Raw genomic sequence first — 22,036 nt, 5'->3', positions numbered from 1 at the left:
ACAAGGAATGGATACCACGTTTGCAAAAACACCTCCTAATTTACTAATTGCCGGCGTTGATGAAGCGGGACGCGGGCCATTGGCGGGTCCGGTAATTACCGCTGCTGTTATTTTAAATCCCGAGATAATTATTGAAGGACTTTCGGATTCCAAAAAATTGTCATTGAAAAAACGCGAAGAGCTGTACGAAAAAATCATTACGAATTGTAAGGCATTTGCCATTGCACGTGCGGATGTAGATGAAATTGATCGATTGAATGTTTTAAGGTCCACTTTATTAGCCATGCAGCGCGCCATTAATCAATTGGCCATTCAACCCGATAAAGTGTTAATTGACGGGAATTGTTGTCCTGATTTGCCGTATGAAACACAAGCCGTTGTTCAAGGCGATCAGATCGTACCCGCGATAAGTGCAGCGTCCATTTTGGCAAAAGTTACACGTGATCGAGAAATGCTAAAATATGACGTGCAATATCCTGACTACGGCTTTACCATTCACAAAGGTTACGGAACGAAAGCCCATTTAGCAGCCATTAATCGTTTTGGCATCACGCCCGTCCATCGAAAAAGTTTCGAACCCGTGAGGCAGCTGAAACTTTTCATTCCGGAGGAATAATTCTATGGAGCAAAGTGAAATACACAATAATACATTCTCGTGTTTTGCTTCGCTCCATAGGAGCTATTTTGGAAAGTAGAATTAAAGTTGCTGCTGATTTTCTATTACAATCTATTTTCATTGATATGAACTTCAAGGAACTTTGATGGAAAAAAAATTATACATTTCAGTGCTTTGTGGAGGACAGTCTACTGAACATGAGATTTCTATTCAGTCAGCGAAGAATATTGTAAACACCTTGGACGCTTCCAATTATTTAATTTATATTATTTTTATTGACCACGTGGGTCGATGGTATTTGATTGACCAATCGGAAATGTTTTTAGCGTATTCGCCCGACCATCTGGTCAAAGAGGGGAGCGCACGGCCGATTACTATTGCTTTTGGAGATGCTGAAAAGCCTTGGCAGTCATTAAATGGCGATGGTCGTCGTTATTCGGCAGATTGTGTTTTCCCCATGGTGCACGGGACCCAGGGGGAAGATGGAGCTTTGCAGGGGTTGTTAGAGCTTTTAAATTTGCCGTATGTGGGCGCAAATGTGCAAAGTTCTGCGGTTTGTATCGAAAAGGACCTTACCAAGACGCTGCTTCGAGCGGGTGGAATTCCTGTGGTGGATTGGTATACACTTTCACCCCCAGATACCACAGAAGGTGTGTATCAGCGACTTCTCAATCGGTGGGGTGTTTCTGAGTTATTTGTGAAAGCGGTGAGTTTAGGTTCGTCAGTAGCAACTTTTCCTGTAAAGACAGAAATAGAATTTACAAAAGCGGTTAAGGAAGTTTTTCGTTATGACGATCGCCTGATGGTTGAGCCGCGGATTCACGGACGGGAAATTGAGTGTGCGGTTTTTGGGAATGGAACTCCAAAAGCTTCTTTGCCAGCTGAAATTATTCCTCATCACGATTATTATTCGTATGAGGCGAAGTATCTCGATCCTAACGGCGCTACAACAACAACGTCTGTTAACTTATTGGAATCAGTGACTAAACGAATTCAGCAAACAGCCATCGACGCTTTTAAAAAGGTGCATTGTTCAGGAATGGCACGGGTGGATTTTTTTGTTACGCTTAACAATAAAGTCATGGTGAATGAGATAAATACTATTCCCGGATTCACGAGTATTAGTATGTATCCGAAAATGTGGGAAGCCAGTGGATTACCTTGTCCGAATTTGTTGGATCAATTAATTGAGTTAGCCATTGACCGCCACCGAGAACAGCAGAAATTGATACGGTGTTATGAAATAAAGGCAAAGCAAAGTGAAAAGTCAGTTTAATCTGTTTTTGTTGACACTTCGTCCGGCGACATCGTCATCCCCGTCTCCCTGTCATTTCAGCACAGGCGAGAGTCCCAGCGCACCGAAGGTGCGCTGTGCACGTGTGGACTGCTGGATCAACTATGTTTGAATTGCTGTGAGCAAGTTTGAAAACCGGCTAATAAATAGTAATTTTATACACCTTATTCACAGTTTCACGAGCGATACCGCAACTAGCGATTTTTTTCTGTTCAAATTTTTTAATCTGGCATTGGGGATAACAATAATTTTTCGTATTAGTGCTACAAACGCTACCATTTCCTTTTTCCTTTTTTAACGAGCCTCTCATAAAAGCTCTTTAATTCTGAATTAGAATTTCGAGCTGTCACATAGTAAGCAAAAATAGCATTGGTTTAACACGAGTTCTCCCATGAGTCGTCGAACGATAGGCATGATACTTTCCGCTATCATTCGTTCGGGAAGCCAAGCCGACTAATGTGGGGCGTTAAAATTAAGCATGTCAGCCCGTTCAGTGAGGGTATTTAAAACGTCCAGGTTTGCAATTGCACTTGCACATTTTTGTAAAGGAATTAATTTTTCAATTAAGGTATCCAATAATTGTTCGTAAAGTTCTTTTTCCCGGGCCAGCGCGCGAGAGCAGCTGCTTAACACTTTGTCTTCAAAAATTTTTAATTCGAAAGTAGCGTAACGTTCCACATTTTTTAGAGTTTGTCGCCGAATATATTCGGGGGCTTCTTTGGATTGAGCGCGTGAAATTTCAATGTAATAATGGATGTGATTATAGCCAACTTTAAGTGTGTTTATTTTGGTGCGTTCACGCTCTTTTTGCTCTAAGTCAATTAAAAATTGGTGGCTGTTAGTACTCATATTGCGCAGTTCATCCAATGGCGTGCCATAACCGTTGGCAATCACGCCGCTATCGTGAATAATCATCGGTGGGTTTTCGATAATCGCTTTTTGTAATAATTGAAATAATTCATCAAAAAGACCAAGGTTATTTTTAATTTTCCGTGTCACTATCCTTTCGAGATCCCCAATATGGCGTAAATTTTCATAGATTTCCGAATATTTCTTTTTTCGAGAAGAGTAAAAAACCGCGTTTTGTCTTTGTTGCAATAAAATTTGGTCGTGCAAGGGCCGATTAATCCAGCGGCGTAATAATCGGCTTCCAATGGGGGTGGCTGTGTGGTCGAGCAGCCAAGCCAGAGAGTAAACTTCTTTGCCTTGTTACGACGGGTGTTAGCGTCGATAAATAGGGCTTCCTCATTAATGGAGTGAATATGAGGTAGTGCACTCTTTTGTGTGTAATTAACATATTGCAGCAAACATCCTGCCGCCGTAATGGCCAGTGGCAAATGAGTAATACCAAATCCATCCAAACTTTTTGTCTGAAATTGTTGGCACAATAAAGTGAGCGCAGTGGCATGATTAAATTCCCACAGAGGCCGCCGCTTGATGGAATCGGCTTTAAGCGGATGAACAATTTCTTCACTGATTAAAAGTTCTGCTGGGCAAATGCGTTCAATTTTAGCGAATAGCGCATTTTCAGAAATAATTTCCTGAATCAAAAAACGCCCGCTGGTAATATCTAAGGTCGCGATGCCGAAACGATTTTTCTCTTAATGAATTACCATTAATGTGTTGTCGCGATGTTCATCAAGCAGTGCTTCGTCGCTCACGGTACCTGGGGCGATAATACGGGTTACTTCGCGAGCGACAGGACCTTTGCTGGTTGAAGGGTCTCCAACTTGTTCGCAAATAGCAACGGATTCACCGAGTCGAACTGGTTTTGTTAAATAATTTTTGACGGCGTGGTAGGGAACACCAGCCATCGGAATGGCATGACCGGCCGATTGACCTCGAGCGGTTAGGATAATTTTAATAATTTCGCCGCTTTTTTAGCGTCATCTTAAAACAGTTCATAGAAATCACCCATGCGATAAAAAACTAAAAGATTGGGTACTCGGCTTTAATGCGTAAGTATTGACGCAATGGGTGTGTACTGACTAAAATCGTTTTACGTCATTGGCGATTTTGTTTGAAGTTTCATTATTAAAAGCTTAGTGAAAGCTGCCGAGATACTCAAGGGCTGTGTTATGATTTGGAGAGGTTGTAATTATTTTCATCTCCTAGCCTTTCCCAAGCGGGAGAGGGATTCTGGAGGGGTAGCGCTGAGGATTTATACAACAACTTTTTCTTGATTTGACTTTGGACGCTTGTTTTGAGTGCTACACTATGATAAATGGATGTAAATCATTATTCTTTAAGGCGCCAATTGGGTTTGGTGTTGAAAGCTAAGGGGCTGAAATTGTTTGCGGCAGAATCCTGTACAGGCGGTGGGTTTTCTCGCGCAATTACGCGAGTGCTGGGAAGCTCAGCCTGGTTTGATTGTGCTTTTGTCACTTATAGCAACATTTCAAAAGTAGAACTTTTAGGGATTGATCCTCAATTGATCAAAAGGGATGGTGCTGTTAGTGAGTCGGTGGCCCGAGAAATGGCGCTGGGCGCATTAAAGAGAAGTCATGCCGATATTGCGTGAGCATCACCGGAATTGCCGGGCCAAGTGGCGGCACCACCAAAAAACCGATAGGTACAGTCTGGATTGGCATAGCTAAGAAGGGACACAACGCGCTATATCGTAAAGCTTTTTTCGAAAGCGGACGCAAAAAATATTCGTAATTGCGCCATCGCGTATGCGTTGAAATGGTTAATTGAATGTGTGTAAGTGAATAAGAATGAGTAACAACGGTATACCAATTAGCGTTATTTGTGGAATAATAGCTATTAAATAAATAAAATACGAATATTAAATTCTTCTTTTGATAAGGAGCTGGGATGGATAATCGTAGTAATGCGCTGGATGCTGCTTTGTCGCAAATTGAGCGTCAGTTTGGTAAAGGTTCAGTCATGCGTTTAGGTGATCCCGGACTCGTACGAGACATCGATGTCATTTCGACAGGCTCCTTGGGCTTGGATATCGCTTTGGGTGTGGGTGGATTACCCAGGGGTCGGGTTATTGAAATTTACGGGCCGGAAGCTTCTGGAAAAACCACGCTGGCCTTACAAACAATTGCTTCTTGTCAGCGTATTGGCGGTACGGCTGCTTTTGTGGATGCGGAACATGCGTTGGATGCCATTTATGCGGGCAAATTAGGTGTTAAAGTAGAGGACTTGTTAATATCCCAGCCTGATACAGGGGAACAAGCTTTAGAAATTACGGACATGTTGGTTCGGTCAGGCGCCGTTGATCTGATCGTGATCGACTCTGTTGCCGCCCTGACGCCAAAAGCCGAAATTGAGGGCGATATGGGCGATTCTCATATGGGTTTGCAAGCGCGTTTAATGTCACAAGCGCTACGTAAGCTCACGGCAAACATTAAGAAATCCAATACCTTAGTAATATTTATTAATCAAATACGTATGAAAATCGGTGTTATGTTTGGAAATCCGGAAACGACCACAGGGGGAAACGCACTTAAGTTTTATGCATCAGTACGCTTGGATATTCGCCGAATTGGAGCGATCAAAAAGGGCGAAGAGATTTTAGGCAGTGAAACTCGAGTAAAGGTAGTTAAAAACAAGGTGGCGCCACCTTTCCGTCAAGTCGAGTTTGATATTCTTTACGGTCTTGGTATTTCGCGCGAAAGTGAGTTAATTGACCTCGGTGTTAAAAATGAACTGATCGAAAAAACAGGTGCTTGGTACAGTTACAATGGCGAGCGCATCTGCCAAGGAAAAGAAAATCTTCGACAATTTTTCCTTGAAAATCCAAGAGTTGTAGAGGAAATTGAAACACGTTTACGTGAAAAACTGTTGCCGCATCGAGAAAGCGAGAAAACCGCTGCAGAAGTCAATGCAATAGAATGATGGACTTGCGTAACCGTGCGATTTCCTTTTTGGCGAGACAAGAACATTTACAAGAAGAATTAAAGCGAAAACTCGTTACGAGAGGCTACAAACTTTCAGAAGTTGAAACCGAGTTGGCATCCGCCAGGGAAGGTCTTCAAAGCGATGAGAGATATGTCGAAGCCTTACGTGCACCAACGCATTGAGTCTGGCGTCGGGCCCGTCGTCGAATCATCGCAGAACTCCAACAGAGAGGTATTGAGAATTCTTTAATTCAGCAATATATGTATGGTGACAAATCGTTTCAGGTTGAAATATTGTTTTCGGTTTGGAAAAACAAATATGGATGTCAAAGTGTAAAAGAAAAACCATCAGCCAATCAGATGCGTTTCCTACTGCAACGAGGATTTAATTTAAAACAAATTTATAAACTTTAAAAAAAAATGAATAGCAATCAATTACGAGAAATTTTCCTGAATTATTTTAAACAATTAAATCATGAAGTTATTTCAGGTAGTTCATTAATAACAAAAAATGATCCGACGCTATTGTTCACTAATGCGGGGATGGTGCAATTTAAAAATGTTTTTTTGGGTCTTGAAACACGACCTTATCAGCGTGCTGTTTCGATACAACCTTGTATGCGAGCAGGTGGAAAACACAACGATTTAAAGAATGTTGGTTATACGGCCCGCCATCATACCTTTTTTGAAATGTTGGGGAACTTTAGTTTTGGCGATTATTTTAAACGCGATGCTATTAAATTTGCATGGGATTTTTTAACTAACGTTTTAAAGTTGCCGCCTCAACGATTGTGGGTGACGGTATTTCAGGATGACTTTGAGACTGAGTCCATATGGCTTAAGGAAATCAAAATAAATCCAGAGCGGTTCTCACGTTGCGGGGAAAAGGACAATTTCTGGCAAATGGGCGACACCGGGCCTTGCGGGCCGTGTACAGAAATATTTTATGACCACGGGCCAAATATCTCTGGGGGCCCACCAGGAAGCGCAGAGGCAGATGGCGACCGATATGTGGAAATTTGGAACTTAGTATTTATGCAGTACAACCGCGACGCAAAAGGAAATCCACACCCTCTTATAAAACCGAGCGTAGATACAGGGATGGGTTTAGAGCGTCTGGCGGCTGTTATGCAGGGTGTCCACGACAATTACGATATCGATTTATTCCAGTACTTATTGAAAGCGTTAAGAGTGCTTCTTAAGACCGAGGAACTTCACAATACTTCAATGCGGGTGATTGTGGATCATATTCGCTCGGTTGTTTTCCTTATTGCCGATGGAGTGATCCCTTCTAACGAAGGGCGGGGTTACGTTCTGCGTCGTATTATTCGCCGGGCCGTTCGTCATGGGTATAAATTGGGGCAAGAGGAACCTTTTTTCTATCAATTAACCAAACCGTTGGTAGAAGAGATCGGGGGCGCCTATCCTTTGCTTCGTAAATCCGAAGCACTGATCGAGCAAACCATCAAGCAGGAGGAAATACAATTTTCTAATACATTAAAAAAAGGTCTTAAGATTTTAGATCATGAAATGGCCACCTTACCTTCCCGTCAAATTCCAGGCAATCTAATTTTTCAATTATACGACACCTATGGATTCCCACCTGACTTGACGGCTGATATTGCAAGAGAGCGTGATTTTGTGATGGACTATGCAGGATTCGATAAAGCCATGGAACGTCAGCGTGAACAATCGCAGCAAGCGCATCAATTCGTAGCTAATTATGCCAAAAAAGCATCTATTAGTGGTAGTAGCGGCGAAACGCAATTCGTGGGCTATGAAACGTTAAATTCACAAGCGAACGTAATTTCTTTGCTGCAGAATGATCAGCCTACCAACCGATTAAACAAAAGCGAAAAAGGAGTGGTAGTACTGGATCGTACCCCCTTTTATGCAGAATCGGGAGGTCAAGTCGGTGATCAAGGGTTTTTATATTTTGAAAAAGGCAGTTTTCGTGTTAAGGATACTAAAAAGCAAGGCGGTATTTATTTACATATTGGTGAGATGTTAAAAGGTCGTTTAAATGTAAAAGATAAAGTTCGCGCCGCAGTCGATGTGTCGCGTTTTGATATTATGCGTAACCACTCCGCCACACATTTGCTTCACGAAGCTTTGCGCCGTGTGCTCGGCGAACGTGTGATGCAAAAGGGCTCTCTGGTTGAAGCAAACCGTTTACGATTTGATTTTTCTCATTCTAAACCTCTTATGCCAGAAGAATTGCAGGCAGTTGAAAGATTAGTTAATCAACAGATCCAAGAGAATTTGCTTTCCACCATCGAAGTGATGACCCTAGAAGAAGCAAAGAAAAAAGGTGCGTTGGCTTTATTTAGAGAGCGGTATGGCAAAGAGGTCCGTGTACTCGAAATGGGTGATTTTTCTACTGAAATTTGTGGCGGAACCCATACAGAACGAACGGGGGAAATTGGTTTATTTAAAATTGTCTCTGAATCCGGTTGCGCGGCTGACATTCGACGCATTGAAGCAGTCACTGGTAAGGCTGCGCTAGACTATATTGAATCTACTGAGCAACAATTACGTTCGCTCGGTGCTTTATTAAAAACGAACCGTAATAATTTAACGGCGAAGTTAGGCCAAATTTTAGAAGATCATCGCAACTTGAAAAAAGAACTAACAAAATTAAAACAGTGGCTGGTGAATCAACAGCTTGAAAGCTTAGTTAACCAAGTGTTGGATATGCACGGCATAAAAACGCTTGCCATCCGATTGGAAGCCGTTGATCATGAGACGCTACGAGCAATCGTAGATCAATTAAAACAAAAGTTAGAGAAAGCGGCGATCGTATTAGCGATGGTAGAAGGAAAGCGGGTACAGTTAGTAGCGGGAGTTACAAAAAATTGCTTAGATCATTTTAATGCGACAGAACTACTGACGCCGATAGCCGAAAAGGTTGGTGGCCGCAGCGGGGGCTGCCCTGATTTAGCTCAAGGAGCAGGAGAAAAACCGGAGAATTTGGAAGTGGCGCTTGCAGCCGTGCCTAAATGGATTGAGAAAAAGTTAAAGGAATAATTTTTATGGCGTTAATCGTTCAGAAATTTGGTGGAAGTTCGGTTGCGAATCTCGAACGCATACAAAACGTGGCCCGTCTTATTTCTGAAGTGCGTCAGGAAGGCCATGCTGTAGTAGCAGTTGTTTCCGCTATGTATGGCGAAACAGATCGTCTCATCAAATTAGCCCAGTCGATATCGGATTCTAATGGGCGCGAATATGATGCTTTAATTTCTACAGGCGAACAAGTTTCAGCTGCTCTTTTGAGCATGGCTTTGGAGGCCCGTAATTGTCCCGCCCATTCCTATACAGCAGCTCAAATTCGATTGCGTACGACTAATGAGCATAAAAAAGCGCGGATTGTGGACATCAACCCTAAAATTTTGTATAGGGATTTAAAAGAAGGGCGTGTTCCTGTCATTGCTGGTTTTCAAGGGGTTAGCGATACGGGAGATATTACTACCTTAGGCCGCGGAGGATCTGATCTCACGGCTGTTGCATTAGCAGCAGCCCTCGAGGCAGACGAATGTCAAATTTTTACGGATGTCGATGGAGTTTATACGAGTGATCCGAAAATTGTTCCTCAAGCCCGCCGCATTCCTAAAATTATCTTTGATGAAATGATGGAAATGTCGAGTTTGGGGGCGAAAATTTTGCAAAATCGCTGTTTAGAATTCGCGGGTAAATTCAAAGTACCGGTGCGAGTTTTGTCCAGTTTGCGTAAAGGTCCCGGCACGTTAATCGCTTTTGAGTGGGATTCAGCGGAGCAGCCCCTGGTTTCAGGCATCGCCTTTGATCGCCGTCAGGCCAAGTTAACGATCCAGGGCATTCCTGAGAGGCCAGGGTTAGCAAGCTATATTCTAGGGCCTATTAGCAAGGCCAATATTGAAGTCGATATGATTGTGCAAAATGTACCTACGATTGATGCTAATATTGATTTTAGTTTCACGCTTCCGAGGGACGATTATAAAGACGCTTTTTTGATTATGAAGCAGGTAGCCAGCGAGCTTGCTGGAGGTGCTGTATTAGGTAGCGATCAGGTTGCTAAGATCTCCTTGGTGGGAGTAGGGATGCGCTCGCATGCGGGAATCGCCTCTCAAATGTTTAGCGCATTAGGCCAAGAAGGAATCCATATCCATCTCATCACGGCCACCGAAGTTAAGATCTCCGCGGTTATTGATGAGAAGTATTTAGAGTTGGGGGCCCGCACGCTCCATTCAGCCTTCAAGCTAAACCAAGAAATAAAATTTACTTGATTTATCAGTAAATTCCGTTATCCTTTTGAAGCATTACTAAGAGAAGAGAGAGGCAAGTTCGCTAAACTTGTACAATGTACTAAAATCAAATATAGGGAGGTTTGCCACAAGGCTTGCAGGTAAGGATTCCTCAAAGAAGGAGAGGAAGATGTTAATACTAACCAGACGTATTGGTGAATCGGTAATCATTGGAGACGACATCAAGATAACCGTTCTTGGTGTAAAAGGTAATCAAGTCCGTTTAGGGATAGACGCCCCGAAAGATATTTCTGTTCACCGCGAAGAAATTTATGAGCGGATTCAGCGGGAGAAATTGGCTCAGCCAGAAGACCAGCCTGGAAAGACCAACGAATCTGCATAACCTTACCCCCGCTGTGATACGCGGGGTTTTCGTGATTTTTTTCAGTCATATTTATTGTCGTATAACGGTTCTCCACAACGATTTTCTTTCCGTTAACAGGATGTTATCATTCATGCCTTATGTTTTCTGCTGTGGAGAGATGGCCGAGAGGCTGAAGGCGCTCCCCTGCTAAGGGAGTATGGGGTGAAAGCTCCATCGAGGGTTCGAATCCCTCTCTCTCCGTCAGTTTGGCATAATTTTAAGCAATGGACAGTGAGTTCCAGCCAACGCCGGCAAGCGGAAATATATATTTTATTAAAGAGTTAAAAGAATGACTAAAGAGAGCACACTTTCTGGTGCTAGCTGATCTTTGTTTCAGAAGTGCCATTGAAACTGAAAGGATTGTCAGTGTGAAAAGGATATTCCAATTTTAATATGTTATTACTTTTGAAAGCGCACCTGCTTTTTTTTGGGTAATTGTTATGAAAGCAGATCATTTGCCTTTACTCCTTCGTGTGTACATTCTTAGTGCCTATGAAACGCAAAGGGATGCCCACTGCCGTCATTTCATGGCGATTTAGAGCCAGGATATATACGATTTGGGATAATTTACACTAAATTGTTGACTTGTTTGGCGTGCAAAAACCAGCTATCCCAAAACATGGGAGTCTGTGCTGATAAAAATGAGACTCAACAATAACTGGTCTAAACCCCTGCAAATATTCCCAACTCACGGTCGTCATCGTTAAGGCCCATTGCGTATTGGCAATTTGTTGGGGATCGGGTTGTTCAGGATTGCGATGAATAGTATCGAGTAAATGGTCAATTAATAATCAGATTTCTAATTCTCGCCACCGCATGTCCATCGTGGCTAACGCCCACAATGTGTTGACAATCCCTTGGGTGTCCAAATCGTTCAACATTTTGAGCCATAGTACACGCAATTGAGTGGCAAATTTCTTGGGAGAAAGTGCCATCGTGTCTGCTGGTAAGTAATGGCTAAGAGTAAATTAGCAATACTCTGGCTGTTGAACCGGCGGTGCTTTCGTGCCTCCAATATTTTTCGGAAGCAGCATAGTCACGGCCGGTTAATGGTTGAGGTGGGGTCCTTGGTTATTAGCTTGTTTAAAAATCTTGTATTAAAAAAGGCGCAGGGTCGCAGGATTTCGGGTTAGTGTGTCTACGAAAATGTTTCATCTAGTTTAGCATAAATCAAGAGACTTAGCTGAAAAACTGTAGCCACTTATCTTTTTATCAATTACAGGACCTCATTTTCAGTTCTTCTATCCTAACGGCTTGATAATTGACGAATGCCTTTTTTAGTATGAATGTATGAGTATTAGATTTTAGTTACTTAGACGCAGCGCCGTTATTTCTAATGGAATATCATCTTTATTCATATTAAATCTGTTCTCACAGCACGAAGCAAATAAACTATGTATATTTCGCACGTTTGGGTGACGAAGTTAACGATTCGATTTCTCCTAGGATCAACTGCTTAATGTCATTTCCAAGCTTTTCAGTTTTAACGATGTCATTCTCAACGCTTAACATATGCTTAATATTAAGGGTTGGGAAGAGTTTTTTTAAACATTCCTTTCTAACCTTGTTGTGAAAGTGGCTTAAATAATTTGTAAGTTTATTTAACTGAATCGCAAAAACATAAATCTACTTCCGCTAACTTAGCTTTATCAGCACCTTCAAGCGTCTTTTGTTGAGCGATAGCATAGAGCTCCCTTCCGAAGGAAATGGGGAATCCTAATTGAATGAACAATACATCACTATAACAAACAGCAATCAGTTACGAAGTCGTGTGTGAAAACTTGGTGTTTTGAAAACGGTCAAACAGTTTCTTAACAATTGTACTTAAATTTTCGCAACCCACTAACTATTAATTGAATAGTTTTGCCTTTATTTTTGGACCCAGATTTCGCTAATACGACCAATTCACTTAATCCAATGAGGCATATGCCAGTCTGTTCGGAGGTAAAATTCATATTTTGAGCGCTACTAACTAAATAGACACTGAATAGTTTCCATAAAATTACGAGTGGATTTCGTATTAAACTCTAAAAGTTGTAAGTTCGCAAGCACAGCTAATCCACGTAGGCATGTAGTAATTTGATGTTTGTCGTGAGACATCTCTTTAAGCCGACTAAACAAGTTCCATATAGCAGCAGAATTTACGAGCTCAAGCGATTTCTCTGTCGTATTCAATGAGGCCTGCTAATGTTAGTACTGCCTCTAAGCCTCCAATAATACTGACAATTTTTCCAGTATAGATTCGAGTGCTGTTAGCTTTTCATAGAGGTACCAGATCACACAATAGAGATCGCTAAGTCTCTTAAGATCCAGTGAATTTGCCTCTGCTAATAAATTACCGACTCCATTTACGCTCGTTGAAATATTTTGTGATATGGGGGTTTTCTTTTTCTAGAAACTTATCCAATAAAGCCACGATATCTTCATCTGGAATTGGGCGTGCAATGAGCGATGACGCAAGGCCTACCACTCCCCAAATGCTATTCTCAATTTCTTGGGCATTTGGGTTGCCTTTTCGAAGCTTTTTAACCAAGATGAGAATAATCTTAGCGTTTACGTGTGTTAAAAATTTATTTTTCGCCAACCTTTCCAATTCCCACAAGCTGCTTTCAATCCATCTATTACTTAAAAAAGTTGCTATGTTCTCAAAAATAATTTGAATTTCAGTAGCGAGTGGTATTTTTCTATAGAGGTTCTCAGATTTAGGGAGAGATATTTTAATAATTAATTAATTGCTTATTGAGTTAAGAGGGCGGATTCATCCCGTAGGAAGATTGGTATGATGGACGAATGGCTCATTTAGATTGTGGTAATCCTTTAATAGAATTAACATTGAGAGCAACATGAATGAATATATCGATTTAGAAACGCAAAAAGCCGAGAGAATAAGTGATTACCGTCCTTCTAATTGAAGACCATCTGTTAATTCGTCAAGCTATGCGGTTAATGCTTGAGGAAATCCACGGAGTTCGTATTGTGGGGGAGGCTGGGACAGGAGAGGAAGGGCTAAAACTAAGACGTCGCAAAAAACCGGATGTAATTATCCTTGATTTCCAATTACCAGATACGAATGGACTTGAGCTTTCAAGAAAGCTTCTTCGTCGTGACTCCACGATCAAGATACTTATGGTGACAGGGATGGAAGGAGATCTGCTTCCGATACGGTTGTTGGAAGTGGGTGTGCGGGGGCTAATTACGAAAAGCAGTGATACAGCAGAATTGGATCAGGCAATTTTGGCAGTGTATAAGGGTCAGCGTTATATTAGCTCCGCCATTGCCAATCGTCTTGCTTTGAGTAAGACAACAACAGCCGTGACTTCACCTTTTAAGAAGCTGAGCGATCGGGAGATGGAAGTTCTACTCTTGTTGGCCAAAGGCAAAAAAGCGAAGGCGATTGCCAATCAATTACATATTACTGGAAAGACCGTGAATTCTCACCGCTACCGCATATTTGAAAAATTGAGCGTTAAAAACGATGTTGAGCTGATTAAACTAGGGGTCCATTATGGATTGGTTGAAATTGATAAGACCTAAATGTCTATCTGGCTCAGCTTAGCGAATTGTAAGCAGACCTTATTTCGTGTGATAAACCACTATTGCTGCAAAAAGCCTACATATAATAGTAACAAACCCAAGATAAGTCCAAAGAGACTAAAGAGAAAAGGTATTTTATCTAAATGCTCTTCGATGAGCCTTTTCCAAGTATTCACGAAAATTACCCGAAAAACGCCAATACCTAACATAAAAAGCCCAATTATCGTGACAACGATTTGCCAAGTTGGTGCGAAACTATTGTGTTTCATGAAGGCTAAAGAGCCAAAAATAATGGGCAACACACCGCCCATGATATAACCCGATTCGCTATGGAGCATATTTCTCGCCATAACGGCCGCATCGTCTAAGTTGAATAAGATTCCTAGAGATAAAATAATAGAAATGAGTCCAAACCAACGAGCTAAAATGATATATGACATTCTTTTATCTCTCTATAGGCGCCTTTTACTATTGGCTTTAGAGAATATTATCAGTATATTGGTGCGGAAAAAAGTACTTCCTTTAACCAATAGTTGGTTAAACCATACCCAGTAGGAATACAATGATCAAAAAAAATTGGGTATATCCTAATAAGTATTTGAAAAATATAGTAAAATTTTTTATATTTTTTGGCGTCCTTCTTGCAGGGCTAAGCTTGGTAGGCTGCCATTCTTTAAAGGGCGGTGGCATTCTGAATCCGGAGGGGACTATTTCGTTTGAAGAAAGACAGCTCTTTTTTGACTCACTGGCTTTAATGCTCATTGTAGTCATCCCTGTTTTTATTATGAGTTTTACTTTTATCTTTCGCTATCGGGCCGGACATAAAACCTCGGACTACAAACCTAACTGGGGGCACAGTGCCCTTTTAGAAACCATCTGGTGGGGGGTGCCTTGCGGAATTATTATAATTTTGGGAATTATGACCTGGAGTTTAACTCATAAATTAGACCCTTATCGGAAGATAGATGTTCCAGGAAAACCCCTGTTAATTCAGGCAGTAGCCTTACCTTGGAAGTGGCTCTTTATTTATCCGGAACAAAATATTGCGACGGTTAATTACCTAAAACTCCCCAAAGAGCAGCAAATCGAATTCTGGTTTACGAGCGATAACGTTCCGATGAGCGCCTTTTTTATTCCGGAGTTAGGAAGTCAAATTTATACCATGGCCGGCATGCGAACCAGGTTGCATTTGCTTGCATTAAAAGACGGGAACTATTGGGGACTTAATACGCAATATAATGGCGATGGATTTTCGGATATGTGTTTTAAGGTGAAAGTTGTCGAGCCTGATGAGTTGCAGCATTGGTTTGAAAAAGCTAAGAAATCCAAGGAACAACTAACACTTAAACTTTATCAAAACCTGATTCATCCTTCTATGAAAGGTCCTGTGCGGTATTTTTCATCCGTAGCGCCTAATTTATTTTCGCAAATAATCATGAAATATAAGCAAACCACGAGGATCCCCAGGCATTGGGCTATTCCTCAGAGTGATTAAATTAATTAAATAAAGGGTCAACGATGTTAGAGAAACTTATTTTTGGTAAATTAACACTGGATGCTATTCCCCTTCACACGCCGATTATTATGGGGGCGGGGGGATTTATGGCAGTAATTTTAGTCGGTATTCTAGTCACCATTACCATTACCAAAAAATGGTCTTATATCTGGCATGAATGGATCACTTCCGTCGATCATAAAAAAATTGGCATTATGTACGTTCTTTTGGCTGGCGTGATGCTACTGAGAGGCTTTTCGGATGTTGTTTTGATGCGCTCGCAACAAGCGATTGCTGCGGGTGCCAATATGGGTTATTTGCCGCCTCAACATTACGACCAAATTTTTACCGCGCATGGTGTTATTATGATCTTCTTTGTAGCCATGCCATTAGTATTTGGACTGGCCAATATTGTTCTGCCCTTGCAGGTCGGCGCTCGAGATGTTGCCTACCCTTATCTGAACTCCTTTAGTTTTTGGATGACCTTTTCGGGGGCAATGTTATGCAACGTTTCTTTGGTTATTGGTGATTTTGCGGCAACAGGTTGGTTAGCGTATCCGCCACTTTCAGAACTCTATTATAGTCCTACGGCAGGGGTCGACTATTTTATTTGGGCTTTACAGATCGCGGGGGTGGGGAGCCTTCTGGGAAGTATTAATTTTATTGCCACGATTGTGAAGATGCGCTGTCCTGGAATGACTTTTATGAGGATGCCGATTTTTGTTTGGACGACGTTTTGCTCCATGATTTTAATTGCGTTAGCCTTCCCGATTTTAACGGCTTCCTTGGCCTTATTGACGCTGGATCGCCTTTTAGGAATGCACTTTTTCACCCAATATGCCGGTGGCAATATGATGATGTACATCAATTTAATTTGGGCATGGGGGCATCCTGAAGTTTATATTTTAATTTTGCCGGCTTTTGGCGTTTTCTCGGAAGTGGTCGCTACTTTCAGCCAGAAAAAATTATTCGGTTACGTAACGATGGTGTATGCCACTTTTGCCATTACCTTTTTATCTTTTATTGTATGGCTTCACCACTTTTTCACGATGGGAAGTGGAGGGGATGTGAATGCCTTCTTTGGCATCGCGACGATGATTATTGCTGTACCGACCGGGGTGAAAATCTTTAATTGGCTTTTCACAATATATAAAGGTAAAATTATTATGCGAACGCCAATGTTATGGGTATTTGCTTTCTTTATCACCTTTACGATCGGTGGCGTGACCGGTGTGTTGATGGCGATCCCTCCCATTGATTTCCAAGTTCATAACAGCCTGTTTTTAGTTGCACATTTTCACAATGTGATTATTGGTGGAGTGCTTTTTGGATTTTTTGCGGGATTAATTTATTGGTTTCCTAAAGCGTTTGGTTTCCAATTAGATGAGCGCTTAGGTCAATGGTCTTTCCTTTTTTGGGTGGCCGGTTTTTATATGGCGTTTATGCCACTTTATCTGCTTGGTCTGATGGGAGTCATGCGTCGACTCAACCATTACGCTGATGTTACGCTTCAACCTTATTTTATTGTTGCTGCAATTGGTGCCGCGTTGATTATGATAGGCATTCTTTTGCAAATTGCTCAGATCATTGTGAGCATAAAGAATCGCGATAAATTGCGGGATAAAACAGGCGATATTTGGAACGGCCGAACGTTTGAATGGTCCGTTGCTTCGCCTGCGCCTTTTTATAATTTTGCCTTTATACCCAAGGTTGAAGAACGAGATCAATATTGGGAGGATAAGAAAAAGGCAAAGATGGGGGGACGTCCTTTAAGGGTTAATCCAGAGCATCTTCAATATAAAGATATTCATATGCCTAGAAATACTTCTGCCGGCTTTGTTATTTCCATGTTCGCTGGCATTTTTGGTTTTACCATTGTATGGCACATGTGGATTCCGGCCATTATTGGAATCGTAGGCATTATTGCTACCGTAATTGCCCGAACTTTTAGTAAGGACATCGATTATTATGTTAAAGCAGAAACTGTCAAACAAATTGAATTACAGCATTATGAGGAGTTATTAACATGAGGGTAGACACAGCCACAGCCACTGCCGAACATCATCATAACGCCGATGCAACGGACGTCTTCGGTTTTTGGCTTTATATTATGACCGATTGCATTTTGTTTGCTTCCTTGGTTGCTACTTTTTTAGTATTACACCATCCCGGCGCGGTGGGCCCCCTTTTGAAGCCATTGATTGATTTATCATATGTGCTAGTCGAAACCTTCTTTCTATTAGCTAGTAACTTTACTTTTTGTTTAGCTATTTTCGGAATTAATAAAAACAAATTAACAGCAGTTATTTTTTGGTTGATCCTCACTTTCATTTTGGGCGCAGGGTTCGTCGTTATGGAAGTGATCGAGTTTTTTCATCTAAGCGCTAAAGGATACAGTTGGGCTGTGAGTGGTGCTGCTTCAGCTTTTTTTACTTTAGTGGGCACGCACGGTTTTCACGTTACAATGGGCCTACTTTGGATCTTAATTATGATTATTCAATTGCCGATTCTTAAAATAAATAAAAACGCCGCCAGGCGAATGGTTTATCTCGGACTGTTTTGGAATTTCTTAGATATTGTTTGGATTTTTCTTTTCACCATCGTCTATTTGATGGGAGCTATTTTATGAACGCAATGCTTTCTGAAGAATCATACGGTACAGGTAAGAAAAAGTTAAGTATATACATCGTTGGGATGATCTTATGCATTATTCTAACTTTAGTTTCTTTTATGACGGTCATATACTCAATCTTTTCCGCAACTGCCCTGGTGTCCATTATATTTGTATCTGCTTTAATACAATTTATCGTCCAGGTAGTTTGTTTTTTACGTCTGAATGCGAAAAACGAACAAAGTAGAATGAATTTAATGTCTTTTATTTTCACTATAATGATTCTGTTCGTATTGATCGGCGGCTCATTATGGATTATGTGGAGCTTGCATTATCGCATGATACACTAATTATTACAGACAAGTCGTTCATACCATGGTCAGCTAAGCCTACGGAATACAGGCTCTTTTCAGTTTCATTTTGTATTGGATAAGGATTGGATGAGAAAAATTTGAAAATTTTTTTAAGCTATCCGCGAAACACGTCCGACTGAAGTTAAGCCTTCTCCCTGACGTATTTCGCTGATAGCACGGGTTGTCTAGCAATTAGGAATATGAGACTTATCACAAATAAGTAGTTATTTTTTACCCATTGATTTATCTTCTACTTGATGAAGCGGAAAATCAAACTCGAGAAGAGCGACATCTCGTAAGTAAATTGAAGTGGCAAGCTGAATCATATCAATTGGCAAACTATTTTGAAAAGTATAATCTTTTAAAGATATAAATTTTTATCATCTTTGAAAGAATCAATGACTTTTTTTAGAATTTTCTTGAACATCAATAAGAGCTAAAACATTTTAAAATTTTTAGCTTTTCTAATAATTCTTCTTTATTATCATCTACAAACTTTTTAGTACCACTTTCTAAAAGTAATTAACAACCTTTTCATTGGTGGTAACAAAACTTTTTCTTTCAAGAATAGAAACAGATAAAATACTAAAAACACGTTCTGGCTTCGGTAAACGCTCTTGAAAATTACACTTTTCTAGGTGATCGTTTTTTCTCGATAACAAGCAAAAGAGCTATTATTGTTGCGGTAACAGTGATAGCGCTTACAAGTAATGGGAATCCGATTGATAGAAAAATTTTCTAACCTACAGGAAGAAGATTCATGTTCCCTGTATATATTCCCTGTATATATTTAATATTGAAATTTATAATGGACTTTAACACAAAGTTAGTTTGTATAGAACCTTTAGTAAATAATAATAAACAAAGGTTAACTGATTAGTTATAAAATATTTTTAATGTGAGACCCTATTTTGTAGGCAACTTTAATCTCGATTTCTTTTTCCATCATGACGGACCGAGATTCGACATTTCACCCAGACTTTTGCAGTTTTTTGAAAATTTTTTGAGAAAAGTTTAGAAAATTTCAACCGGTCGATTATAATCTATTTTAACTCTATGGTGCGCCCGGACGGATTTGAACCGCCGACCGCCTGGTTCGTAGCCAGGTACTCTATCCAACTGAGCTACGGGCGCGTGTCACGAATTTACTGATTGTACCGAAAGTTTTCAAACTGTCAACTGAACTATGCCATATCTACACGATAGCTAATGATCAGTGAGTGGGAAGAGCTCGTTGCTCAATCGGGATTTAAAACTTCGGAAGGGTTGAGATCAGGAGAAGGCAATTTATCTAGTTATGGTGATTTTTTAGAAAACAATTTATCTATCACAATGTAGAATACCAGGGTCGTATACAGGGTAATTAATTATGAAAAAACAAGACCGCCGACGATAGAAATCTCCAATCTTTGCTGGTTTCCCCGTCGGCGCTGATGCCCAATGCGATAGACAGTGCTGCTACAATCGCTGAAACGGTGGTGTATCGTAATGGGACGAGAACGAATCGAACACGCTTGAAGTATAGCTTGTTAGCGTCCAACCCCTGTTTGCGTATGGCATCTAATGCGAAATATACCATAATAACCCCATTATTCTTAGTAATTCTAACCAACATAAATAAATCTATAAAGTCAAAAATATTTAACTCTTGATTTAAAGATATATAAGCATAGTAAAGCACAAAAAATAGGAAAAGGCAGAGTGGTCAAAATTTAATGGGATAAATAAAATTATCATATAAAGTCGCCAATACCATATAAATGATTAAAATAGTAAAATCTAACAAAAGTAGCAGCCTCATTAAGGATTATTGGAATTTTTCAGCCGTGCTGATAAAATTACTACTTACATCAATGGGTAAAGTTTGTTTAGCGACGGCTTGGACTTTAGGCGTTACAGTTCCTAACGAATCTAGGTTGTAAATTAAAATATTAATGTAATAATTGATAATTGCTTATAATGATTAATGGCTAGCAGACCAGAAGTTTGAGACATCGTGACTAAATTGGTTAAAGGCACTATATTTCCAGTGGAAGATTTGATGGACAAGTTATTTAGCGAACTGATCCTATGTTGATTATTTAGGATCAAGGTCCATAATTACCTGATAATCGCCGTCTAAACGCTTAATATTGCTTAATTGGGCTTGACCATACACTGAACAACAAGGTTGATTCAATTTGGCGCCGGGGTGATCTCTAATGTAGCTCTTTTATCTCGGATAGCAAGTAGACCCTCAAAAGCCTGCAAAAATAGCGCAGTCCCTTTCAAACGGCAACTTTTGGGAGAAATAATCGAAGACAGTAGAATGATTTTTTCCAATTCAGGAAATAAACTTATCCCATCACCAGTTGGTATTGATCAGTGTAAGTGTCTGTTAAGTGAAACATTGATGATCCTTTGGAATAAAAATATACGTCAGTACGCCTTGAATTACTATGCTGTCTTAGGCGGGCAGCTTGACCTTGTGAGGAATCGCCGTAGAATCGAGGATATGAATATCGCGATTTTTCTGACATTTGTGCGTTTATCGGCTATCCCGATTTTTGGAATTTTTTATTTTTTACCTTTTCGGTGGTCGCATCTGGTAGCCGCTCTTGTTTTTATCGTTGCAGGAATTACGGATTGGTTAGACGGTTATTTGGCGCGCAGCCTTTCGCAGACGACCGATTTTGGTGCTTTCCTCGACCCTGTGGCCGATAAACTATTGGTGAGTGCTGCGTTGGTTTTGATGGTTGGTGAAAATTACGTGACTTATCTAGCGGTTCCTGCTGCAGTTATCATCTGCCGAGAAATCCTTATCTCAGCTTTACGCGAATGGATGGCTGAATTGGGCAAACGCACAAGTTTAGCAGTCACTCTCTTATCAAAAGTCAAAACGTTGTTGCAAATGCTAGCTTTAATATTATTGATAGGATATGCGCCGGGCTTTCCGGCGGAACTACTGTGGGGCGGCGTTATTTTACTTTGGATAGCCGCAGCCTTAACCGTCTGGAGCATGATCATTTATCTAAAGATTACCTGGCCAGACTTGACAATGCCACGCGAACAGTAATAATAGCTGGTCTAGAGGCGGGAATAGCTCAGTTGGTAGAGCACAACCTTGCCAAGGTTGGGGTCGCGAGTTCGAATCTCGTTTCCCGCTCCAGAGCTCTTTATTTTTAACTCATTGTTTTAAATTGAAAAACTTATATAATCAGGTGATTGTGGAATTATTATCCATCCTAGCTGCTGATTTAGGCTCGATTTTTCCACTTAATCCCATGCTGCACATCTTCAACCTTTCCGAACTACTCTCAGATTCACTACGAATAGCTAGTATTTGCTCAACTTCTTCGTACCTCAGAGTAACACGCACGGCCTTCATTATTGAAGGCAACCGGTATACCGAGGAGTTAATTACGGTTGAATACTAAATCGAGATATGGTCCTCGGAAGTCAGTAAAAGATTCTTGTGAGCGCAAATCGTTCAAAGGTGTTCGATATTATTCAAGGTTATTTTTTGTTCTAATTAGGGTGGAACAAAGCGCGAAAGAGCTGCTTTGTGGGCATGCTGTTAAGTTTATTTGCGGTAAAAACGATTAATTTAACTGAGATTGCCTTAGCCTTTGGAGGGGAGGCGAAAGTCAGCTCGCGTT

At 40.8% G+C, this 22,036-nt stretch carries 19 protein-coding genes, 3 tRNA genes and 6 pseudogenes; 19 read left to right on the top strand and 9 right to left on the bottom strand.

Going from position 1 to position 22,036, the window contains the following annotated elements:
* Positions 1-7 precede the first annotated feature (7 nt).
* Together rnhB and FIV31_RS02635 are read left to right on the top strand one after the other, a co-directional pair.
* On the top strand, positions 8-616 hold the full coding sequence (gene rnhB / locus FIV31_RS02640) for a ribonuclease HII (protein ID WP_280123706.1): 609 nt from the start codon (positions 8-10) through the stop codon (positions 614-616).
* Positions 617-758: 142 nt separating this feature from the next.
* A complete protein-coding gene (locus FIV31_RS02635) occupies positions 759-1,892 on the top strand; it encodes a D-alanine--D-alanine ligase family protein (protein ID WP_280123705.1) in 1,134 nt (377 codons plus the stop codon).
* 186 nt (positions 1,893-2,078) lie between these two features.
* On the opposite strand, the pseudogene FIV31_RS08445 reads toward FIV31_RS02635, so the two are convergent.
* The 4 genes and pseudogenes from FIV31_RS08445 to FIV31_RS08800 form a co-directional block, all read right to left on the bottom strand.
* Positions 2,079-2,370 (bottom strand): annotated as a pseudogene (locus tag FIV31_RS08445) (transposase); the annotation flags it as partial.
* A complete protein-coding gene (locus FIV31_RS08810) occupies positions 2,364-3,065 on the bottom strand; it encodes a hypothetical protein (RefSeq protein ID WP_482765977.1) in 702 nt (233 codons plus the stop codon). The pseudogene FIV31_RS08445 and the gene FIV31_RS08810, both read right to left, overlap by 7 nt.
* Before the next feature lie 164 nt (positions 3,066-3,229).
* Positions 3,230-3,460, bottom strand: a pseudogene (locus tag FIV31_RS08805) (hypothetical protein); the annotation flags it as partial.
* Positions 3,461-3,511: 51 nt separating this feature from the next.
* The gene (locus FIV31_RS08800) at positions 3,512-3,724 is read right to left on the bottom strand and encodes a MutS N-terminal domain-containing protein (protein WP_482765973.1); all 213 of its coding nucleotides are present in this window, start codon (positions 3,722-3,724) and stop codon (positions 3,512-3,514) included.
* Positions 3,725-4,134: 410 nt separating this feature from the next.
* Here FIV31_RS08800 and FIV31_RS02625 point away from each other — a divergent pair.
* The 7 genes and pseudogenes from FIV31_RS02625 to FIV31_RS02595 all read left to right on the top strand — a co-directional run bounded on the left by FIV31_RS02625 (position 4,135) and on the right by FIV31_RS02595 (position 10,606).
* Positions 4,135-4,617: pseudogene (locus tag FIV31_RS02625) on the top strand (CinA family protein).
* Positions 4,618-4,727: 110 nt separating this feature from the next.
* Complete coding sequence (gene recA / locus FIV31_RS02620) at positions 4,728-5,759, top strand: recombinase RecA (protein ID WP_280123704.1); 1,032 nt, start codon at positions 4,728-4,730, stop codon at positions 5,757-5,759.
* Positions 5,756-6,189: pseudogene (locus FIV31_RS02615) on the top strand (regulatory protein RecX). Before recA ends, FIV31_RS02615 begins: the two are co-directional and overlap by 4 nt.
* The gene (gene alaS, locus FIV31_RS02610; RefSeq protein WP_280123703.1) at positions 6,182-8,788 is read left to right on the top strand and encodes an alanine--tRNA ligase; all 2,607 of its coding nucleotides are present in this window, start codon (positions 6,182-6,184) and stop codon (positions 8,786-8,788) included. Before FIV31_RS02615 ends, alaS begins: the two are co-directional and overlap by 8 nt.
* Before the next feature lie 5 nt (positions 8,789-8,793).
* Positions 8,794-10,023, top strand: a complete 1,230-nt coding sequence (locus FIV31_RS02605; protein WP_280123702.1) for an aspartate kinase — start codon at positions 8,794-8,796, stop codon at positions 10,021-10,023.
* Between the two features lie 148 nt (positions 10,024-10,171).
* Positions 10,172-10,384 carry a carbon storage regulator CsrA gene (gene csrA / locus FIV31_RS02600; protein WP_280123701.1) on the top strand — a complete coding sequence of 71 codons (213 nt, stop codon included), beginning with the start codon at positions 10,172-10,174 and terminating at the stop codon, positions 10,382-10,384.
* Between the two features lie 133 nt (positions 10,385-10,517).
* Positions 10,518-10,606, top strand: a tRNA-Ser gene (locus FIV31_RS02595).
* 371 nt (positions 10,607-10,977) lie between these two features.
* Here the strand turns inward: FIV31_RS02595 and FIV31_RS02590 are convergent.
* The 3 genes from FIV31_RS02590 to FIV31_RS02580 form a co-directional block, all read right to left on the bottom strand.
* The gene (locus FIV31_RS02590; RefSeq protein WP_425278259.1) at positions 10,978-11,190 is read right to left on the bottom strand and encodes a DUF1601 domain-containing protein; all 213 of its coding nucleotides are present in this window, start codon (positions 11,188-11,190) and stop codon (positions 10,978-10,980) included.
* A 6-nt stretch (positions 11,191-11,196) separates the two neighbouring features.
* Positions 11,197-11,340, bottom strand: a complete 144-nt coding sequence (locus tag FIV31_RS02585; RefSeq protein WP_280123700.1) for a hypothetical protein — start codon at positions 11,338-11,340, stop codon at positions 11,197-11,199.
* 1,400 nt (positions 11,341-12,740) lie between these two features.
* The gene (locus FIV31_RS02580; RefSeq protein ID WP_280123699.1) at positions 12,741-12,989 is read right to left on the bottom strand and encodes a hypothetical protein; all 249 of its coding nucleotides are present in this window, start codon (positions 12,987-12,989) and stop codon (positions 12,741-12,743) included.
* Positions 12,990-13,294: 305 nt separating this feature from the next.
* Here FIV31_RS02580 and FIV31_RS02575 point away from each other — a divergent pair, with 305 nt between their 5' ends.
* Complete coding sequence (locus tag FIV31_RS02575) at positions 13,295-13,939, top strand: response regulator (protein WP_280123698.1); 645 nt, start codon at positions 13,295-13,297, stop codon at positions 13,937-13,939.
* A 39-nt stretch (positions 13,940-13,978) separates the two neighbouring features.
* Here FIV31_RS02575 and FIV31_RS02570 read toward each other — a convergent pair.
* Positions 13,979-14,379, bottom strand: a pseudogene (locus FIV31_RS02570) (hypothetical protein).
* Here FIV31_RS02570 and FIV31_RS02565 point away from each other — a divergent pair.
* The 5 genes and pseudogenes from FIV31_RS02565 to cyoD all read left to right on the top strand — a co-directional run bounded on the left by FIV31_RS02565 (position 14,373) and on the right by cyoD (position 18,395).
* Positions 14,373-14,494: pseudogene (locus tag FIV31_RS02565) on the top strand (hypothetical protein). The pseudogenes FIV31_RS02570 and FIV31_RS02565 sit on opposite strands and share 7 nt — an antisense overlap.
* Positions 14,495-14,537: 43 nt before the next feature.
* Positions 14,538-15,434, top strand: coding sequence for a COX aromatic rich motif-containing protein (locus FIV31_RS02560; protein WP_280123712.1), 897 nt, complete (start codon positions 14,538-14,540; stop codon positions 15,432-15,434).
* 23 nt (positions 15,435-15,457) lie between these two features.
* Entirely contained in the window at positions 15,458-17,464 is a 2,007-nt protein-coding gene (gene cyoB / locus FIV31_RS02555) for a cytochrome o ubiquinol oxidase subunit I (protein WP_280123697.1), read from the top strand.
* The gene (cyoC, locus tag FIV31_RS02550; RefSeq protein WP_280123696.1) at positions 17,461-18,063 is read left to right on the top strand and encodes a cytochrome o ubiquinol oxidase subunit III; all 603 of its coding nucleotides are present in this window, start codon (positions 17,461-17,463) and stop codon (positions 18,061-18,063) included. Before cyoB ends, cyoC begins: the two co-directional genes overlap by 4 nt.
* Positions 18,060-18,395 carry a cytochrome o ubiquinol oxidase subunit IV gene (cyoD, locus tag FIV31_RS02545; RefSeq protein WP_280123695.1) on the top strand — a complete coding sequence of 112 codons (336 nt, stop codon included), beginning with the start codon at positions 18,060-18,062 and terminating at the stop codon, positions 18,393-18,395. The genes cyoC and cyoD overlap by 4 nt, the downstream gene beginning before the upstream one ends.
* Before the next feature lie 1,060 nt (positions 18,396-19,455).
* Here the strand turns inward: cyoD and FIV31_RS02540 are convergent.
* Positions 19,456-19,532 (bottom strand) — tRNA-Arg (locus FIV31_RS02540).
* 75 nt (positions 19,533-19,607) lie between these two features.
* Here FIV31_RS02540 and FIV31_RS02535 point away from each other — a divergent pair.
* From FIV31_RS02535 to FIV31_RS02520, 4 genes are all read left to right on the top strand, one after another.
* Positions 19,608-19,736 (top strand): hypothetical protein, encoded by a 129-nt coding sequence (locus FIV31_RS02535; protein WP_280123694.1) that lies wholly within the window; start codon positions 19,608-19,610, stop codon positions 19,734-19,736.
* 1,054 nt (positions 19,737-20,790) lie between these two features.
* On the top strand, positions 20,791-21,453 hold the full coding sequence (gene pgsA / locus FIV31_RS02530) for a CDP-diacylglycerol--glycerol-3-phosphate 3-phosphatidyltransferase (RefSeq protein WP_280123693.1): 663 nt from the start codon (positions 20,791-20,793) through the stop codon (positions 21,451-21,453).
* 17 nt (positions 21,454-21,470) lie between these two features.
* Positions 21,471-21,546 (top strand) — tRNA-Gly (locus FIV31_RS02525).
* Between the two features lie 31 nt (positions 21,547-21,577).
* Positions 21,578-21,814 (top strand): hypothetical protein, encoded by a 237-nt coding sequence (locus FIV31_RS02520; protein WP_280123692.1) that lies wholly within the window; start codon positions 21,578-21,580, stop codon positions 21,812-21,814.
* Positions 21,815-22,036: the final 222 nt, after the last annotated feature.

It is taken from the genome of Coxiella endosymbiont of Ornithodoros amblus, from assembly GCF_019425495.1.
Lineage (GTDB): Bacteria > Pseudomonadota > Gammaproteobacteria > Coxiellales > Coxiellaceae > Coxiella.
Note: the sequence above shows the minus strand (reverse complement) of the source record. Positions and strands in the feature narration are given on the sequence as shown.

Bases quoted from the DNA above. Each gene is read 5' to 3' on its own strand.
- rnhB (WP_280123706.1), top strand. From the start codon at position 8: ATGGATACCACGTTTGCAAAAACACCTCCTAATTTACTAATTGCCGGC.
- FIV31_RS08800 (WP_482765973.1), bottom strand. From the start codon at position 3,724: ATGGCTGGTGTTCCCTACCACGCCGTCAAAAATTATTTAACAAAACCA.
- recA (WP_280123704.1), top strand. From the start codon at position 4,728: ATGGATAATCGTAGTAATGCGCTGGATGCTGCTTTGTCGCAAATTGAG.
- alaS (WP_280123703.1), top strand. From the start codon at position 6,182: ATGAATAGCAATCAATTACGAGAAATTTTCCTGAATTATTTTAAACAA.
- FIV31_RS02605 (WP_280123702.1), top strand. From the start codon at position 8,794: ATGGCGTTAATCGTTCAGAAATTTGGTGGAAGTTCGGTTGCGAATCTC.
- csrA (WP_280123701.1), top strand. From the start codon at position 10,172: ATGTTAATACTAACCAGACGTATTGGTGAATCGGTAATCATTGGAGAC.
- FIV31_RS02585 (WP_280123700.1), bottom strand. From the start codon at position 11,340: ATGGCACTTTCTCCCAAGAAATTTGCCACTCAATTGCGTGTACTATGG.
- cyoB (WP_280123697.1), top strand. From the start codon at position 15,458: ATGTTAGAGAAACTTATTTTTGGTAAATTAACACTGGATGCTATTCCC.
- cyoC (WP_280123696.1), top strand. From the start codon at position 17,461: ATGAGGGTAGACACAGCCACAGCCACTGCCGAACATCATCATAACGCC.
- cyoD (WP_280123695.1), top strand. From the start codon at position 18,060: ATGAACGCAATGCTTTCTGAAGAATCATACGGTACAGGTAAGAAAAAG.
- FIV31_RS02535 (WP_280123694.1), top strand. From the start codon at position 19,608: ATGATCAGTGAGTGGGAAGAGCTCGTTGCTCAATCGGGATTTAAAACT.
- pgsA (WP_280123693.1), top strand. From the start codon at position 20,791: ATGATCCTTTGGAATAAAAATATACGTCAGTACGCCTTGAATTACTAT.